This window comes from Flavobacterium sp. KACC 22761, assembly GCF_034058155.1.
In the GTDB taxonomy this organism is placed as follows: Bacteria; Bacteroidota; Bacteroidia; order Flavobacteriales; family Flavobacteriaceae; genus Flavobacterium.
Window position 1 is genome coordinate 1,800,701 of sequence record NZ_CP139148.1, and the last position, 17,874, is coordinate 1,818,574.

Below are 17,874 nucleotides of genomic sequence, written 5' to 3' on the forward strand. Positions count from 1 at the left end.
TTTTGGCTTAAAATTTAAAAATTAACTATTCTGAACTTTTAATTCTGGGAATATTCTTATTCTTGAAAGCAGGAATTGCAAATTCGTCAATTTTTTTAAACCAAAAAATCCTTTCATCTTTTTTAAAAAAGACAAAAGGATTATTGAAAATTGAATCTATATAATTGATCTAAAATTAAATTCTGTTTAATTAGTTTTTCAAATCTTTGATTACTTTGAAAGCAACGTCAACTTGATCTTCGCCAACTAAAATTGTAAATTCATTTGAAGTAGAAATTACCTCGTTGATGATGATTCCTTCCCAAGCCAAACGTTGGAAAATAAAATAATAAATTCCAGGAACAACAATATTTTCTTTTGGCAATTTTACTGTAATAGAAGCTAAATTGTCTAATTTCTGAATTAGTTTTTCTCTCATAAAGTGTTTCTCAACCAAGTGATTCACACTGCTGCTCACTACAATATTAGTTTCATTTACACCACGTGATGAGGTATAGAAAATATCAGATAAAGCATTAATATCAGAAATTAAGTCAGCTTGTTTGTTTAAAACAGTTTCTGAAGCAGCAAAAGTGTAATCTGTAAGCTCAGAACGAACCGTGATTTCACCAATATTCTTGATTACTTTATTGATTTTGTGGTTTAATTTAAAATCTAATTCCTCAGTCAATCTTTTAAGAGACATTACAACAGCACCTTGTTTTACCTCTTTGCCAAACTCACTTTCCAGCTCGGTCATAATATTTCGAGATAGCGAAGTCAGATTGATAATTCCGAGCGATAATGCATTTAATAAAAACGGTTTTGTTTTGATGTAATTTTCGACGATGGAAGAAACGGTTTTCATAATTTTTTTTCTTTTTTTTTTGTAACTTAATTGTGTTGGTTTAGTTAATTTGATGTTATAAATCTCTGCAAATATAAATAAAAAAACAAATTGTTACAATTATAACAACAAAAAAATATGTTAAAAATGATAAAAAGCGTCAGTAAGGTGCTCAATTGCAAATGTTTCCTCAGATTTATGTATTGCAATTATGTCAAAACGAACATTTAAATCATCATCAAAATCCATTTCCCTATCGTTTATGTAGGCATTTACTGCTTTTATGAGCAACTGAATTTTTTTTTGTTTGACAAAATCCTGCGGAGAACCAAAATCCAAACTCGATCTTGTCTTTACTTCAACAATGGCCAAAATGGAATCTTTTTGGGCAATAATATCAATTTCGGCTTTTTGAATAATAAAGTTTCTTTCTAAAATTTCATAACCATTTTCTTCGAGATAGGAGACGGCTAGATCTTCTCCGAGTTTTCCTAGTTCATTGTGTTCTGCCATAGTTTTTGTTTCAAGGTTTCAGGTTTAGGCTTTTTGCACGCAAAGACGCGAAGTCGCAAAGTATATTTAAAACTTTGCGACTTCGCGTCTTTGCGAGATTTTTATGTGGTATTTTTAGTCTCCCTTTTTAAAGAGTGAATGTTATTTTTGGAAGGTAAGCGTACTTCCAGAAGCATTTACCTCAATTGTAGCGGTATTTCCCATTATCAAAGCCCTATTATCTCTAATGTGCCCTGCTGGAAAGTTAAAAATTACGGGAATATTATATTTTTTAGTTACATCATCAATGATTTCCAGTGCGTTTTTCCCCCACGGAACTTCATTGTCTTTCATTTTAGTCATGCCACCAATAACAATTCCTTTAAGATTTTCGATGCATCCATTTCGTCTTAAATTCATCATCATACGATCGATATGATAAAGATATTCGTCTAAATCTTCAATGAATAATATTTTGTCTCTGCAATCTATTGCCGATGGAGAACCTAATAAACTATATAAGATGGATAAATTTCCTCCAACTAATTCTCCGGTTGCTTTTCCAAAACGATTCATTGGAGATGGAGCAACTGTATAAGATAATGATTCGCCAAATAAACTTGCTTTTAAAGAACTGATCGCCTCTGGAGTTGCGCGCGGAATTGTAATCGGCATTACACCATGAATTGATTTATAGCCCATTGTGTTTAAATGATTATGCAAAACGGTAACATCACTAAAACCAATAATCCATTTTGGATGTTGTTTAAATTTGGTAAAATCCAATAAATCTAGCATTCTAACAGTTCCGTATCCACCTTTAACGCACCAAATTGCTTTAATATTTGGATTGTCCATTTGCTTTTGAAAATCGGCTGCGCGTTGTTCATCAGTTCCGGCCAATTGGTGATAATCTAGACCAATGGTGCTTCCCACAACAGCTTCTAATCCCCAACTATGCAATAAATCAATTGTTGGTTTTAAATTATCGTCGATGTTTTTTCTGGCTGTTGCCAAAAGAGCTACAGTATCTCCTTTTTGTAAATAAGGTGGTGTTATCATGATTTGTTGAGATTGACAAGTGAATGTATGTAAAGCAAAAGTAAGCAATGCGAGTTTAAAGCCATTAAATTTCTTTTTGATATTAAGATACCGATTCATAATTTCTTTTGCAGTTTTTAATTTTGATTAGAAGCAAATTTAAATATTTAATCATATTATTTTGTTGAAAAATCCTACAATTTATTTAAATTGGTCATTTGATTTTTTAAAGTTATGCAAATTATTAAATTTCATTTTTGTTTGATTGTTTTTTTGGCGCTTTCTTTTTCAAATGCCCAATCTAAGAAATATAATATCCACACAATAGCCTTTTACAATTTCGAAAATCTTTTCGACACGATTGATGACCCAAATACAAATGATGATGAATGGACGCCAACAGGAGCACAACATTGGACAAAAGAAAAATACGAGCAAAAATTAAAAAATCTGTCGAGGGTTATTTCAGAAATTGGAACTCCTGAAAATTCAAATGCACCAACATTGATTGGCTGTTCTGAAATAGAAAACAGAGGCGTTCTTGAAGATTTGGTGAAACAAGAAAAAATTGCAGGTTTCGATTACGGAATTATTCATTTTGATTCACCAGATCAACGCGGAATAGATGTGGCACTTTTGTATCAGAAAAAATATTTTAGGCCGACTTCTTTTTCGAATATTCCTTTAATAATTTATAAGAATAAAACTGTTGTTCAAGAAAATGGAAACGAAGATTTAGGAGATGTTGAAGTTAAAGTTGACACTAAAAACCGAGTTTTCACGAGAGATCAGCTTTTGGTAACAGGTTTTCTTGATAATGAAGAAATTCATATTATTGTTAATCATTGGCCTTCCCGATCGGGTGGAGAAAAGGCGAGCAGTCCATATCGAGAAGCAGCAGGAAAATTGAACAGAAAAATTATCGATTCATTGCAGCAAATAAATCCGCTCGCAAAAGTGATTACAATGGGAGATTTAAATGATGGACCGTTTAATAAAAGTGTAAAAGTGGCTTTAGGAGCAAAATCGAAAAAAGAGACAACTGCAGAATTTGGGACTTTCAATCCGTTTGAAGAAATGGCCACAAAAGGAATGGGAACTATTGCATTTAGAGACTCCTGGGATATTTTTGATCAAATTATATTGACACAATCGCTGCGACAGCCGGATTTTTCAAGTTATAAATTTTGGAAAGCTGGGATTTTCAATCGGCCCTATCTTGTACAAACTACTGGAAAGTATAAAGGATATCCATTACGAAATACACTAACCGAAGCTGGTTTTAGCGACCATTTTCCGGTTTATGTTTATTTGATACGAGAGAAATTGTAGAGGTGCGTCTAAGTTGTTGCAAGCAAAACCGATAAGACGTACTGCGGTGCGTCTCTACAAATTCATTACCTTAGCTTTTCATAAATACTTAAAAAAATGGCTATAGCAAAACCATTCAATCTAACAAAATGGATTGAAGATAACCGACATTTATTAAAACCACCAGTTGGAAATAAAAATCTTTATGTAGATTCAGGAGATTATATTGTTATGATTGTTGCTGGACCAAATGCTCGAAAAGATTATCATTATAATGAAACAGAAGAACTTTTCTATCAGTTAGAAGGAAGTATAAAAGTAGTAATTCAGGAAGATGGCGAGCGCAAGGAAATGGAGTTAAATGCCGGTGATATGTATCTACATCCTGCTAAAGTGCCACATTCTCCAGTTCGTTCAGCTGGTTCAATTGGTTTGGTAATCGAAAGAAAACGAGCAGGTTTAGGCTATACAGATGGTTTGCTTTGGCATTGTGACAATTGCAATCATAAATTGTACGAAGTCTATTTTGAACTTCACAATATTGAAAAAGATTTTCTGCCTCATTTTGAACATTTCTACAATACAGAAGAATTAAGAACTTGCGATAAATGTGGAACAGTTATGGAAACAGATCCAAGATTTGTCGCTAAAAAATAATTTCGATTAAAATATAAATGGTAAATCCGACAGGTTTTTAAAGCCTGTCGGATTTTTTATAAATGCAGTTTTTAAATATTTTTTTAATCCGCTTAATCAGTAAAATCTGTGGCAAAAAAATTATAATTCAAACTTTTTCCCTTGTTCAGGATAAATGATTTTCAATCCTAAATCATTTTGATTCTTAAGTTGTTCTTTAAGCTTAGTAATATTTTTTGTTGGTGGTTTTAAGTGCGTAACAATGATTTTGAAGTTGTTTAAAGAGCCTTTTCCAGCTAAATCTTCTAAAACATGAAGTTCTTTCATCAGATAATTTGGGGTTAAGTGCCCAAATAAAAATTGGTCTGGTTGTTCATTTGGAAAAGAGACTTCGATGAAAATTCCTTTTAATTGTTTGTTTTGTACCAAAGGTTCAACTGCTGTCCACAAAGCTTTCAACTTATCACTTTTTTCGACAGAATCTGGGCCGGTATCACCTAAATACAGAACATAAGAATTTTCGTTTTTAATTAAAAACGCCGTACTTTCAAACGGATTAACATGGCTTAGTGGAAAAGCTTTTACCGTCATTTTTGTATTTGAAATTGGAGTTTCCTCGCCTAAATTCAAAGTTTGAAAATGATATTTTTTCAACGGAAATCCGACACCTTTATCTCCAAAGTTTGCCCAAGTTTGATCGTTGAAATAATGATTTTCCATCATTTCCATACATTTCTGAGTCGCATAAACAGTTTTTGAGGAGTCAGCAGGAGAATTTATGATTAAACCTGAAACGTGATCCAGATGCGCATGCGAAATCAAATATCCTTTTATGTATTTGCGCAAAACTTCGCTTGTTGAAACTTTGAAAACTTTATTTTCAATTGCTTTTTCGATTCCCGCATTTACAGTTCCGGCATCGAGACAAATAAAATCTTTTGTATTTGATGGAGCAACTAAATATGCGGATAGATTTTTTTCATCAATTCCGCCTTTTATTCCTAAAGGAACAACTTGAAATGAAGGTTTTTCTTTTTGAGAGAAAGCATTTGTCGAAATTAATAGCAAACAAAGTAAAAGCCTACTGAAAATGGTCATAATTGTTGTTTTATGTAATGCAAATTTCACTAAATAAATCCAATAAATAGGGCTTCATTTCTGTTAATACTATTAAATAATCTTAATTTTACTCTTATTTATGAATTCATTTCAATTTGAAATTAATTCTAAAAGAATATCTTTACATAAAAATATAACAATTTTAACTAAAAAAGTTACAATGACAACAATAGCATCACAATTTGGCATGAATGAAGCACTGGAAAAACTAGGAATTAAACTAGTAAACGAAGGAACTTCAACAGGAGTGGAGAATTTTTCATCAGGTGAAATCTTAGATAGTTTTTCTCCTGTAGATGGAAAATTAATAGCATCAGTAAAAACTTCAACACTGGAGGATTACGAAAAAGTAATGCGTTCGGCAACTGAGGCTTTTAAAACTTTTAGATTAATTCCTGCGCCACAACGCGGTGAAATTGTACGCCAGTTTGGAGAAAAGTTGCGTCAAAATAAAGAAGCTCTTGGAAAATTGGTTTCTTATGAAATGGGAAAATCATTGCAAGAAGGTTATGGAGAAGTTCAGGAAATGATTGATATCTGTGATTTTGCCGTTGGACTGTCTCGCCAATTGCATGGTTTGACCATGCATTCTGAAAGGCCAGGACATCGAATGTATGAGCAATATCATCCGTTAGGAATTGTCGGAATTATTTCGGCATTTAATTTTCCTGTTGCGGTTTGGTCTTGGAACACAGCTTTGGCTTGGATTTCTGGCGATGTTTGCGTTTGGAAACCTTCTGAAAAAACACCTCTTTGCGGTATTGCTTGTCAAAATATAATCGCTCAAGTGATCAAAGAAAACAATTTGCCAGAAGGAATTTCTTGCTTGGTAAATGGAGATTATAAAATAGGAGAGTTGTTGACAAAAGATACTCGTATTCCGTTAGTTTCTGCAACTGGTTCTACCAGAATGGGTAAAATCGTTGCACAAGCTGTTGCTGCTCGATTAGGAAAATCATTATTGGAATTAGGAGGAAACAATGCCATTATAGTTACTCCAGATGCAGATATTAAAATGACTGTTATTGGAGCAGTTTTTGGAGCTGTTGGAACGGCTGGCCAGCGTTGTACATCGACTAGAAGATTGATTATTCACGAAAGTATTTACGACAAAGTAAAAGATGCTTTGGTTGCTGCATACAATCAATTACGAATTGGAAATCCGCTTGACGAAAATAATCATGTTGGACCACTAATTGATACGCATGCTGTTGAAGCTTATGCAGTTGCTTTGAACAGAGTTGTCTCAGAAGGCGGAAAAATTTTGGTTGAAGGCGGTGTGCTTTCTGGCGAAGGTTATGAAAGTGGATGCTACGTTAAACCGGCAATTGCTGAAGCTGAAAATTCATTTGCAATTGTACAGCACGAAACTTTTGCTCCGGTTTTATATTTGATTAAATATTCTGGAGAAGTTGATAATGCAATCGAAATTCAAAATGGAGTCGCTCAAGGATTATCTTCAGCAATTATGACTAATAATTTACGTGAAGCTGAAAGATTTTTGTCAGTAACAGGTTCGGATTGCGGAATTGCGAACGTAAATATTGGAACTTCCGGAGCTGAAATTGGAGGTGCTTTTGGTGGAGAAAAAGAAACAGGTGGTGGACGCGAGTCTGGATCTGATGCTTGGAAAATCTATATGAGACGTCAAACAAATACGATTAATTATACAACGAATCTTCCTTTGGCACAAGGAATTAAATTTGATTTGTAAGATTTCTTTAAAGATAAAAACAGCAAAGGCTTCCAATAGTAGGAAGCCTTTTGCATTTCAAACTGAGTTAGTTAAGTTAGGTTTGTTGTTTTATTTTTTCAAAATAGTTTGATTGAATGAACCATCATTGGTATAAACTTTTACCAAATAAGTTCCCGAGATCAATTGACTTAAATCGATGCTTTCTGCATTTTTTCCTGCACTAGCTACTAATGTTCCAGAAATATTGTAAACCTGAACTTTTTCAATTGTTTGAGTTGATTTTGAAAAGTACAAAACATCAGAAACTGGGTTTGGATATAAAACAACTTTTGATGTTTCAGGCTCTGTTGCTACTTCAGCAGTTTTCGTCATTCGTAAAGTACTTCCGCTCGTGTAAACTGTGCTGATATAGAAAAGGTTGGCAACAGAACCTTTTGTAATAGTGTGAGAACCTGCAGCAATTGAAGCCGTTACAATGCCTGCTGATGCAGTATAAGAAACATTATCAACTTTGATTGTTCCTGTAAAATTTGAATCAAAAACTAAAGTTAGTGTTGAAGAACTTGTTGTTGTATAAGTTATAGTCGTACTTGTTTCAATTTTTAAGCGTTTCGTTAAGGTTAGTCCATTGTATGTCACAGAACCATCTGTAGAATTCATATTTCCAGTAATTGAATAGAAAGAACTTGTTTTTCCTGAAACTGTGAAATTATGAATTTCATCCCCGCTTGGTGTACCAGTAGTAACCGTAATTGTTCCAGAACCTGCTACAGGAGTTCCTGTTCCTGTTGTTGCAATTGAATAGGAAACAGTTGCTGTTGGAGTTCCCGTAATAGTAATGGTTTTTGCCGTTGTGTTTTTTACAAAACTAATTCCAGATGCTGGCAAGCCTGTTACGGTTGCGTCTGTAGCAGTTCCTCCCCAAGTGAAGACAATTGATGATATCGCTGTTCCGCTAGCAACAGTTTGATTGTTGTTTGTTGTAGAAGTCAAAGTTTGAGCGCCTGCAGCTGTAACTGTAATTGTTCCAGAACCTGTTGCTGGAGTTCCTATTCCTGTGGTTGCAATTGAATACGATACTGTTGCCGTTGGTGTTCCAGTAATTGTGATTGTTTTTGCGATTGCGTTTTTCACAAAACTAAGTCCAGACGCTGGCAAGCCCGTAACCGTAGCATCTGTAGCATCGCCACCCCAAGTAAAAACGATTGATGAAATTGCTGTTCCGCTTGTTACTGTTTGGTTTTCATTTCCATTAGAAGTAAGTGTTTGTGAACTTGCTGGAGGATTTCCTTCGCCTTGAATAGCAACTAAAGTTCCCGAATAGTTTGTCAATGCAGATTTAAGTGCTGTAATTACAAGTGAAGAAGTATCATCGACACTGTTGTCAAATACCCATTTCAAATCTCCTCCAGAAACACGCCCAGCGTATTGTGTTACTTTGGTTTTTGCAGTTGCTGGCTGATCAATTACTAAATTTTTCACATATAATGACGCATCAGTATCAAAGTTGTTATATGAATTTGCTCCTGATTTTGATTTAATTGTACTGCTTACAGTTTCGCCTCTTGATGTTGCAACATAGGCATCAAAATCGGTAGTTGAGCTTATTTTTCCTGAAATATTGTACAACGGATTAGGATCATTATAAGCTACAAAACGCATATTATTTGTTCCGTTTGAAGCATCAAAAGTGTTATTGTAAGCTTTTATAAATCCGCCAGCTTCACCAGAGAATGTTCCCATAGTTCCGGCATTATTAACTTGATTGGCTTCATCCCAAATATCTGTTCCTTGCAGAGAAGTCAACATTGGATGTTTAGCATTTCTGAAATAATTTCCTTCTACAAAAAGTGAAGATCCCATTGTAGATCCAGCTCCATATTTCGCATTTCCGTCATAATAATTGTTGTAAATGTGAGCGGAATAATAACGAACACGGGGATGACGAGAATCGGAATGATCGAACCAGTTGTGATGATACGTGATGTACAAACCAGTTGTTGTTCCTTCGCTTAAGCCCAAAAGACTTGCTTTTCCGTTGTCCCAAAAGTGATTGTAAGACAAAGTAATATAAGTTGAAGATTTGTTGTCCAATGCTCCATCTCCTTTAATTTGATCGGCATCGCTTCCTGCATTTCCGTAGAATAAGTCACAGTTATGAACCCAAATATGATCGTTGTCTTGTTGCATTCCAACATTATCACCAGCTGTACTATTGCAGTTCATAAAACCAAGATTGCTTACTTCGATATTTGAAGCCGATTTTAGTCGAACACCCCAGCCATTTGCAACAGCATCATTTCCAATCCCTTCAATTGTTACGTAGCTTGATGCATTATTTGCATTTTCGATCACAACATCGCCACCTTCCATAACCGTCATGTCAGTAATGTTTCCGATTAATCGAATGATGAATGGGCGAGTGTCTTTTCCTTTTTTGATTGCATATAAAATATTTTGCAAACCAACGCAAGGATTAGCACTTGCTCCAGTAATATTCATCGAAATGGTATTTTTTGTGTTTTGCGTAATGTATAAAATTACGGCATTGTCTTTAGGTGTTCCATCGGCTTTGTAACCGCCCGGAACTCTGCCACTTTCAAAAGCAAATCCGTTTCGATCGTGTGCCACAACGGTCAATGCACTTGTTGTAGATCCGGTTCCTTCTACTCCAGAAATTACTGGTTTTACTTTTACAGTGTACGATCCCGCTTTTAATCCAGGAATATCAGCACGAAAATAACTTCCATAGCTTCTAATGAGTTGATCATCAATTTTTCTGTCGGTAATTCCTTCGCCAGAATAATAAACATTGTAAGTTTGTGCATTAGTGACAGGTTGCCATTTTACAAAAGCAGTTTCAAGCCAGCCTGATGCTTCAGTAATTGTAACTTGCTGTGCCCAAGTTTGAACGCAAACAAGAAAAACGAAAACGAAAAGTAGGTTTTTTTTCATAATTGTTTTGGTTAAAAATAGTTAGTAAATAGTATTTGTGGTTTTGATTCTCTTTTACAATTTTAATTGTAATCGATTACACAAAAATATATAATTTTTTGAAATTCATAATTGTTTGATATATTAAAAATTAATAATTTAAAAATTTTAAATAAAAAATAATCATTATGTAATAAATTGCATTAATTGCAATTTATTACATAATTCAAGCTGTTTGTGTGAAGTCTTATTTTTACTACGTTTTTGCAATCAGTTGAAAAGATGATGGACGCAGATTTTGATTTTTCTGAAGATTTTTTAAAAATTTGGACCAATAAATTTTAAATAAGAAATAGATTACTTTTTGAGTTTGCTATTGGGAAATTTGCTTAAAAATGATTTTTTAATGTCTATTTTATTTTTTTTGAGGAGGAAAAACTGAAAGATTAGATTTGTTTTCAGCGAAGTTTTAAGAAGAAAAATATACTTCAGAGAAACCTTTTTTGAGAAGATCATTTTATCAAAATAGAGAATAAAAAAAAGCCTTTTTGAAAATCTCAAAAAGGCTTAAAATATAAGGTTGAAAAAAATTATTTTTTCGATAATTTAGATAGAAGTCTTAGGAATTCAATGTACAACCAAACTAATGTGATTACTAATCCCATAGCACCAAACCATTCCATATATTTTGGCATTCTTTGTTGTGCACCTTTTTCAATTTGATCGAAATCTAAGAATAAGTTTAAAGCTGCGATAACAATTACAAAAACACTGATTCCAATGCTCATCATTCCGTTTCCGTAATGAACAGGAGTGAAATTGAATATCAGAGAAGCTAACCAAGAGAATAAGTAGTAAGTTGCAATTGCCAATGTAGCAGCAACTACTACTGATTTGAATGTTTCAGTAACTTTTACAATTCCAAATTTATACAAGCCTAAGCAAACTAAAAATGTTACTAAAGTTGCAGCAACAGCATTAATTACAATTCCAGGGTACATCGCTTCAAAAATTGCAGATATGCCTCCAATAAACAAACCTTCAAATAAGGCATAGCCAGGTGCTAAATAAGGAGAATATTGTGGTTTGAATGCTGAAATTAATACTAATATCAATCCAACAATTGCACCACCCATTGCCGGAATCATGATGTTTATTCCATTAAAAGCCATCCACCAGGTTACCATGGCAGCGCCAGTAAGAATTAAAAATAAAATAGCTGTTTTGTTAATTGTGCCAGAAACAGTCATTTCTTGATTGTAATCAATAATTTGTGCTTCGTGTACTTCTTCAGCTCTTGAAACAGCATTTGATGAAAAACGTTTGCTGTTTAAAAATGGATTTTTTGAATTGAAAGCCATAGTTTAAATACATTTAAATGAACTCAAATATAGGAAGTTTTTTTTAAGTCTATTCGTTTGAACAGAAATTTTTAACATGAATTTTTCTTAAAAAAATAAGGACAAAAAAAATGTCCATCAAAATAAATTTTTGATGGACATTCTAATATCTTTTTGAAAAATTTTAGCTCAATAAATCTAAAACCAAAGAAGGGAATAAACCTAAAACAATGTTCAAAGTGATTGAAACCACTGCTACAGCATAAATAAGGAATGGTTTTCCTGTGCGCTCTTCATTTGGCTCTTTTGAATACATTGCTAATATTAGTTTGAAATAATAACCAACACTGATGATAGAGTTGATAACAGCAACAATAACTAAAGCAATATAACCCGATTGGATGGTTTGGTTGAACAAGAATAATTTAGCAAAAAATCCAGAAAAAATTGGAATTCCGGCCATAGACAACAATGAACCAGTCAAGATTGCAGCCAATAACGGATTTGTTTTTCCTAAACCATGAAAGTTTGTAATATCCTCGTTGTCTTGATTTTTGCAAACATATAAAATAACGCTAAATGCAGCAATTCCGGCCAATGCATAAGCAGCTGCATAGTATAATAAAACTCCTGCAGATGTTGCAATAGTTAAAAATGTCATCAACATGAAACCTGCGTGTGAGATTCCAGAAAATGCCAACATACGTTTTACATTTACCTGACGCAATGCCATTATATTTCCGACTGTCATCGATGCAATTGAAATGATTACAATAATATGTTCAAATGTTCCTAACATATCTTGATTTTCTAAAGATGGAATCAGGTTTAATCCGGCAACTAATTTATAAAGTGTTGCCATAGCCACCACTTTAGCCAAAGTACTCATTAAAGCAGTTGTCAACGCTGGAGAACCTTCATAAACATCTGGAGCCCAGAAATGGAATGGAACAGCAGCGATTTTGAAAAACATTCCGATGGTCATTAAAACCATCCCGATTGGAAACCAGATTGGCAATTCAGCAGAAAGAGAGCTTTCGAAAATTTCAGTCACATCAAAAGTTCCCATAGCTCCGTAAATCAAACAGATACCGAATAAAATGATTCCTGATGCGAAAGATCCCATCAAGAAATATTTCATACCTGCTTCATTACTTTTTATGTTCAAACGATCGCTCGCCGCAAGAATATATAATGCAATTGACAAGATTTCGATTCCTAGGAAAAACATTGCCAAGTTTCCGAAAGAAACCATCGCAACAGATCCAGCTAATAAAAATACTTTTATAGCAATATAATCAGAGATCTTTGTTTGATGATTTTCGTAGAAATTGTGGCTTAACGCTACAAGGAAAATGGTCAAAATAATAAACAATGATGAAAATGCAGTAGAGAACTTGCTCACCACAATCATATTGTTATAATAACTTGCTGTTGATCCAAATTCATAATAGTTAAGTGCCAAAACTCCTAATAAACCTAAAATGGTAAACGGAACAATGCCTTTTCTAAAATTTAGAATTTCAAACAATAGGCAAAAAATACCCAATCCTGTTATAGCTATTAATGTATTCATTTTTGTTTTTTTGATTTAGGAAATCTAAAACGCCCTAATTTATTTTATTTAAAATATATTTTTACTTTTTAAGCTTTTTAACTTTTTTAGTTTCGAATAATTCTGAAATCAAAATTCGTTAATCGGCATTCTAAAATTTTAGTTTTTATTGATAACGTTTAAAATCGTTTCTAAACTTGGTGTAATCAAATCGGTTATTGGTTTTGGATAAAATCCGAAGAAAATCAAAACAGCAATAATTGCTATCATTGAAATACCTTCGTTAACGGTAACATCAGCAAAAACTTTTGAATTTGTTTCTCCCAACATTACATTTTGAAACATTTTAAGCATATAGTAAGCGCCCAAAATAATAGTAGTTCCCCCCAAAACAGCAAACCAGATATTGATTTGAGATAAACTGTACAATACTGTAAACTCTCCAACAAAGTTAAATGTAGTAGGCAAAGCAACCGAAGCCAAAACCAAAATCAAGAACATTGAAGTAAATTTTGGAGATTGCGTACGAATACCGCCTAAAGAAGAAATTTCTCTTGTTTCAAATCTTCTGTAAATGATTTCTGCAGCATAAAACAATCCAACTACAACAAAACCGTGAGCGATCATCTGTAAAACTGCTCCGCGGAAACCATCAACTGTTAAAGTATAAGTTCCTGCAGCAATTAATCCAACGTGAGCTAAAGATGAATAAGCTAATAATTTCTTTAAATCTTTTTGTCTCAAAGCTACAATTGATCCATAGATCACTCCAGCAATTCCTAACACAATGAAAATATCCATGTATTCTTTTGCTGCCAATGGCGCAATTGGCAATTGCCAACGAATTACACTGTATAATCCCATTTTAAGCATGATACCAGATAAAAGCATTGTTCCAACAGTTGGTGCTTTTTGGTACACATTTGCCTGCCATGTGTGGAAAGGGATAATTGGAATTTTGATTGCATAAGCTAAGAAGAAAGCTAAGAATATCCAAAGTTGCTCATCTGCAGAAAGATTCAATTTGTATAAATCTTCAATTAAGAAACTTTGCACTTTTGTATATAAATAGATAAAAGCTGTTAACATGAATAATGAACCAGCAAGTGTGTAAATAAAGAATTTAACCACTGCTTTTCTTCTTTCATCTGCATCACCGTTACCCCAAATCAGAGCAATAAAGTAAATTGGAATAAGTGCTAATTCCCAGAAAATATAATATAAAAGACCATCTGCAGCAAGGAAAGTTCCTGTCATTGCAAATGCCATAAATAAAATCAAAGCATAAAAAGCTTTTGCATTTTTATATTCATTCCCAAAAGAAGAGAATATAATAATAGGCGTTAAAGACGCTGTCAATAAAACCATTGCAAGAGCTAATCCGTCAGCATTTAAAGCGAAAGAAATTTTTGGTTGTGTAATCCAGCTGTTGATTACGCTGATATTTTCACCTGCAGCATAATTATTCAATAATACAATTGAACATCCTAAAGCTGCTAAACTAAAAAGTAATGCAACTTTTGAAGCTAGTTTGTCACCAGAAAAATAAGTGGCAAATGCACCAATTAAAAGTATAATTAATATAGTAGAAACGTTCATAGTTATAATATTATTGAGCTAAAAATATATAGGAAACAATTGCACAAAGTCCTAAAACAAAGGCAAAAAGATATAATCCGATACTTCCGGTTTGTAATTTTTTTCCTTGGAATGATAATTCATTCGCCACTTTGCCTAATCCAAAAACTAGTGCTGATAAGCCAGTTTCAATATAATCTCTAAAGATTTTTGATAAACCGTTTATCGGACTTACAAATACAGCGTCATAAAGTTCATCAACATAATATTTGTTGTATAGCACTTTTGCTACACCAGTAATATTTTCGTCTGATTCAGGAACATTATCTTGTTTAAAGTATTTTACGTAAGCAATTAAAATTCCTAGTAAACATCCTAATACTGCAACTCCCATTAAAGCATATTCAGTTGTGCCTAAATGGTGTTCTTCACCAGCTGCTTTTGTGAAAAGAGGAGCTAAATACTCATTCAACCAGCTGTTGCCTGGTAAACTAATCAATCCACCAAACGCAGCAAGAATAGCTAAAATGATAAGTGGAATAGTAATTAATGAACCACTTTCGTGTAAGTGATGTTTTTGCTCTTCAGTTCCTCTAAATTCTTTGAAGAAAGTCAAGAACATTAAACGGAACATATAGAAAGCTGTCATGATTGAAGCAATAGATCCAACAACGTATAACGGAATACTATGGTGGAAAGCAGTCATTAAAATTTCGTCTTTAGAGAAGAAACCTGAAAGTAAAGGGAAACCTGAAATTGCCAATGAAGAAATCAACATCGTCCAGAACGTAATTGGCATTGCTTTACGCAAACCTCCCATGTTACGCATATCTTGCTCTCCATGTAATCCGTGAATCACAGATCCAGAACCTAAGAATAAACAAGCTTTGAAGAAAGCGTGTGTGATTACGTGAAAAACAGCTATTTCATAAGCTCCAAATCCTAATGCTAAAAACATTAATCCTAATTGTGAAACTGTAGAATAAGCCAATACTTTTTTGATATCGTTTTGTATTAAACCAATTGTAGCCGCAACTAACGAAGTAATTGCTCCAATAACTGCAATAACAGTTTGAACATCTGTTGCAAGGTCAAAAACAAAGTTTAATCTTGTTACCATGAAAATACCAGCAGTAACCATTGTAGCTGCGTGAATCAATGCAGAAACCGGAGTTGGTCCGGCCATCGCGTCAGGCAACCAAGTGTATAACGGAATTTGAGCAGATTTACCACAAGCTCCAATAAACAAGCATAAAGCAGCTAAAGAAAGTAATGGTAAATTTAAGTTAGAAGCTCCAGCAATTGCAGTTTTTAAAGTGGCGTAATCTAATGTTGAAAACATTGATCCAATGATGAACATACCAATTAAAAGACCTAAATCTCCAATTCTGTTCATGATGAAAGCTTTTTTTGCAGCATCATTGTAATCTTGGTTTTTATGCCAGAATCCAATTAAAAGGTAAGAGCAAAGTCCAACACCTTCCCATCCGATGAAAAGAACTAATAAGTTGCTTCCAATTACAAGTGTAATCATAAAGAATACGAATAAATTCAAATACGCAAAAAACTTGTGCATATTTTCATCATCATGCATGTAACTGATAGAGTATAAGTGAATCAAAGATCCGATTCCAGTTACAAAAAGTAACCAAAGAACAGATAATTGATCTAATAAAAATCCAAGATTGATTTTTAAGTTGCTAATTTGAATCCAATCAAATAAAGAAACTTCAATTGCTTTTCCAGTCGAAGTAATTTGATTAAAAAGTAGAAGAGTAACGATGAAAGAAATTGCCACAGCAACAGTTCCGATTGCTCCAGAAACTGATTTTCCTAGGCTTTTTCCAAAGAAAACATTGATTAAAAATCCTAAAAAAGGAGTTAATACTAAAAGTAAAGCTAAATTAATATCCATTTCTTTTATCCTTTTAAATTTTTTAAGTTATCGATACTAATTGAGCCAATGTTTCTGAAAATAGAAACCAGAATCGCTAATCCAACTGCAACTTCGGCAGCAGCAACGGCCATCGAAAAGAATACGAAAACTTGTCCCTGTGCATCTTGATGATAAGTCGAAAAAGCTACAAATAAAAGGTTAACTGCATTCAGCATAATCTCGATAGACATAAAAACAATGATAGAATTTCGTCTGTATAACACACCAAAAACACCAATACAAAAAAGTACAACACTTAAAAAGATGTAATTTTCAATACCTATTTGATTTAATATATTACCCATTACTTATTTAATTTTTCTTTTTTAGACAATAATACAGTTCCAATCATTGCAACTAAAAGTAAAACTGAAGCAAATTCAAATGGTACCATATATTCGTTCAATAATATTTTACCCAATACTTTAATCGATTGGAAATCTTCTCCTGTTGAATCGTAATCACCTACAATTGGTTTAGAGTTGATGAAGATTGCGATTAAAACAATAACAATCAAACAGAAAGAAACAATCGCACCCAATCGCGTAATTCGTGGTCGGTGTACATCTTTTTGTTCGTTTAAGTTCATTAACATGATCGTAAACAGGAACAAAATCATAATTGCTCCAGCGTAAACGATGATATGTACAATTGCTAAGAATTGAGAGTTTAATAATAAATAATGACCACCAATCGAGAAGAAACAAATCACCAAGTAAATAGCGGAGTGAATTGGGTTTCTGCTAAAAATAGTCAAGAAAGCAGTAATTACAGTAATAAACGCTAAGATACAAAATATCACTCCTACAGGAGTTGCGTTTGCAAGATCTGGAATGTGTATCATTAGTTAGCGTTATTAAGTTGTGAATTTTTCAAAGCCATTTCTAAAGGCATAACAAGTTTGTCTTTTCCAAAAATGAAATCTTCTCTATCATAGCTTGCAGGAACTAAAACTTTAGATTCTGTCAAGTAAATTGCATCTTTCGGACAAGCTTCTTCACACAAACCACAGAAAATACAACGAAGCATGTTGATTTCATAAATCTCAGCGTATTTTTCTTCTCTATACAAGTGTTTTTCATCTGCTTTGCGTTCAGCAGCTTTCATAGTGATCGCTTCTGCTGGACATGATAAAGCACATAATCCACAAGCAGTACAGTTTTCGCGACCTTGTTCGTCACGTTTTAGCATATGCTGACCACGGTAAACAGCACTTCTTTCACGTTCTTGCTCTGGGTAATGAATTGTAGCCTTTTTTCTAAAAAAGTGCTTAATGGTAATCAATAAACCTTTTACAATTGCCACAAGATACAATCGTTCCAAAAAAGTCATGTCCTTATTTGACACCACTTTTTTTCTACCCGATAATGATATAGTTTCTATTGACATTTTTACTATTATAATTTATGA

Annotated in this window: 15 protein-coding genes; 3 read left to right on the top strand and 12 right to left on the bottom strand. The window is 33.4% G+C overall.

Going from position 1 to position 17,874, the window contains the following annotated elements; all coding sequences use genetic code 11:
- Positions 1-190 precede the first annotated feature (190 nt).
- The 3 genes from SCB73_RS07875 to SCB73_RS07885 form a co-directional block, all read right to left on the bottom strand.
- Positions 191-847 (bottom strand): hypothetical protein, encoded by a 657-nt coding sequence (locus tag SCB73_RS07875; protein ID WP_008466087.1) that lies wholly within the window; start codon positions 845-847, stop codon positions 191-193.
- Positions 848-967: 120 nt separating this feature from the next.
- Complete coding sequence (locus SCB73_RS07880; RefSeq protein ID WP_320569512.1) at positions 968-1,339, bottom strand: YraN family protein; 372 nt, start codon at positions 1,337-1,339, stop codon at positions 968-970.
- A 141-nt stretch (positions 1,340-1,480) separates the two neighbouring features.
- Positions 1,481-2,380 carry a S66 peptidase family protein gene (locus SCB73_RS07885; protein WP_320570082.1) on the bottom strand — a complete coding sequence of 300 codons (900 nt, stop codon included), beginning with the start codon at positions 2,378-2,380 and terminating at the stop codon, positions 1,481-1,483.
- 213 nt (positions 2,381-2,593) lie between these two features.
- Here SCB73_RS07885 and SCB73_RS07890 point away from each other — a divergent pair, with 213 nt between their 5' ends.
- Both SCB73_RS07890 and SCB73_RS07895 read left to right on the top strand, forming a co-directional pair.
- Positions 2,594-3,691: an endonuclease/exonuclease/phosphatase family protein gene (locus tag SCB73_RS07890; protein ID WP_320569513.1), complete on the top strand. Its 1,098-nt coding sequence runs from the start codon at positions 2,594-2,596 to the stop codon at positions 3,689-3,691.
- Positions 3,692-3,787: 96 nt separating this feature from the next.
- Entirely contained in the window at positions 3,788-4,327 is a 540-nt protein-coding gene (locus SCB73_RS07895) for a 3-hydroxyanthranilate 3,4-dioxygenase (RefSeq protein WP_320569514.1), read from the top strand.
- A gap of 120 nt (positions 4,328-4,447) precedes the next feature.
- Here the strand turns inward: SCB73_RS07895 and SCB73_RS07900 are convergent, their stop codons facing one another.
- Positions 4,448-5,404: a 3',5'-cyclic-nucleotide phosphodiesterase gene (locus SCB73_RS07900; RefSeq protein ID WP_320569515.1), complete on the bottom strand. Its 957-nt coding sequence runs from the start codon at positions 5,402-5,404 to the stop codon at positions 4,448-4,450.
- 181 nt (positions 5,405-5,585) lie between these two features.
- On the opposite strand from SCB73_RS07900, the gene amaB reads away from it, so the two are divergent.
- On the top strand, positions 5,586-7,139 hold the full coding sequence (amaB, locus tag SCB73_RS07905) for an L-piperidine-6-carboxylate dehydrogenase (protein WP_320569516.1): 1,554 nt from the start codon (positions 5,586-5,588) through the stop codon (positions 7,137-7,139).
- A 90-nt stretch (positions 7,140-7,229) separates the two neighbouring features.
- On the opposite strand, the gene SCB73_RS07910 is transcribed toward amaB, so the two are convergent.
- The 8 genes from SCB73_RS07910 to SCB73_RS07945 form a co-directional block, all read right to left on the bottom strand.
- On the bottom strand, positions 7,230-10,076 hold the full coding sequence (locus tag SCB73_RS07910) for a pectate lyase family protein (RefSeq protein ID WP_320569517.1): 2,847 nt from the start codon (positions 10,074-10,076) through the stop codon (positions 7,230-7,232).
- Between the two features lie 569 nt (positions 10,077-10,645).
- Complete coding sequence (locus tag SCB73_RS07915; protein WP_320569518.1) at positions 10,646-11,416, bottom strand: Bax inhibitor-1/YccA family protein; 771 nt, start codon at positions 11,414-11,416, stop codon at positions 10,646-10,648.
- Between the two features lie 163 nt (positions 11,417-11,579).
- Positions 11,580-12,971, bottom strand: coding sequence for an NADH-quinone oxidoreductase subunit N (locus tag SCB73_RS07920; RefSeq protein ID WP_320569519.1), 1,392 nt, complete (start codon positions 12,969-12,971; stop codon positions 11,580-11,582).
- 138 nt (positions 12,972-13,109) lie between these two features.
- Entirely contained in the window at positions 13,110-14,549 is a 1,440-nt protein-coding gene (locus tag SCB73_RS07925) for a complex I subunit 4 family protein (protein WP_320569520.1), read from the bottom strand.
- 10 nt (positions 14,550-14,559) lie between these two features.
- On the bottom strand, positions 14,560-16,443 hold the full coding sequence (gene nuoL, locus SCB73_RS07930; RefSeq protein WP_320569521.1) for an NADH-quinone oxidoreductase subunit L: 1,884 nt from the start codon (positions 16,441-16,443) through the stop codon (positions 14,560-14,562).
- A 5-nt stretch (positions 16,444-16,448) separates the two neighbouring features.
- Complete coding sequence (gene nuoK, locus SCB73_RS07935; RefSeq protein WP_012023318.1) at positions 16,449-16,769, bottom strand: NADH-quinone oxidoreductase subunit NuoK; 321 nt, start codon at positions 16,767-16,769, stop codon at positions 16,449-16,451.
- A complete protein-coding gene (locus SCB73_RS07940) occupies positions 16,769-17,308 on the bottom strand; it encodes an NADH-quinone oxidoreductase subunit J family protein (RefSeq protein WP_035108238.1) in 540 nt (179 codons plus the stop codon). The genes nuoK and SCB73_RS07940 overlap by 1 nt, the downstream gene beginning before the upstream one ends.
- Positions 17,308-17,853, bottom strand: coding sequence for a NuoI/complex I 23 kDa subunit family protein (locus SCB73_RS07945; protein WP_132990486.1), 546 nt, complete (start codon positions 17,851-17,853; stop codon positions 17,308-17,310). Before SCB73_RS07945 ends, SCB73_RS07940 begins: the two co-directional genes overlap by 1 nt.
- Positions 17,854-17,874 lie beyond the last annotated feature (21 nt).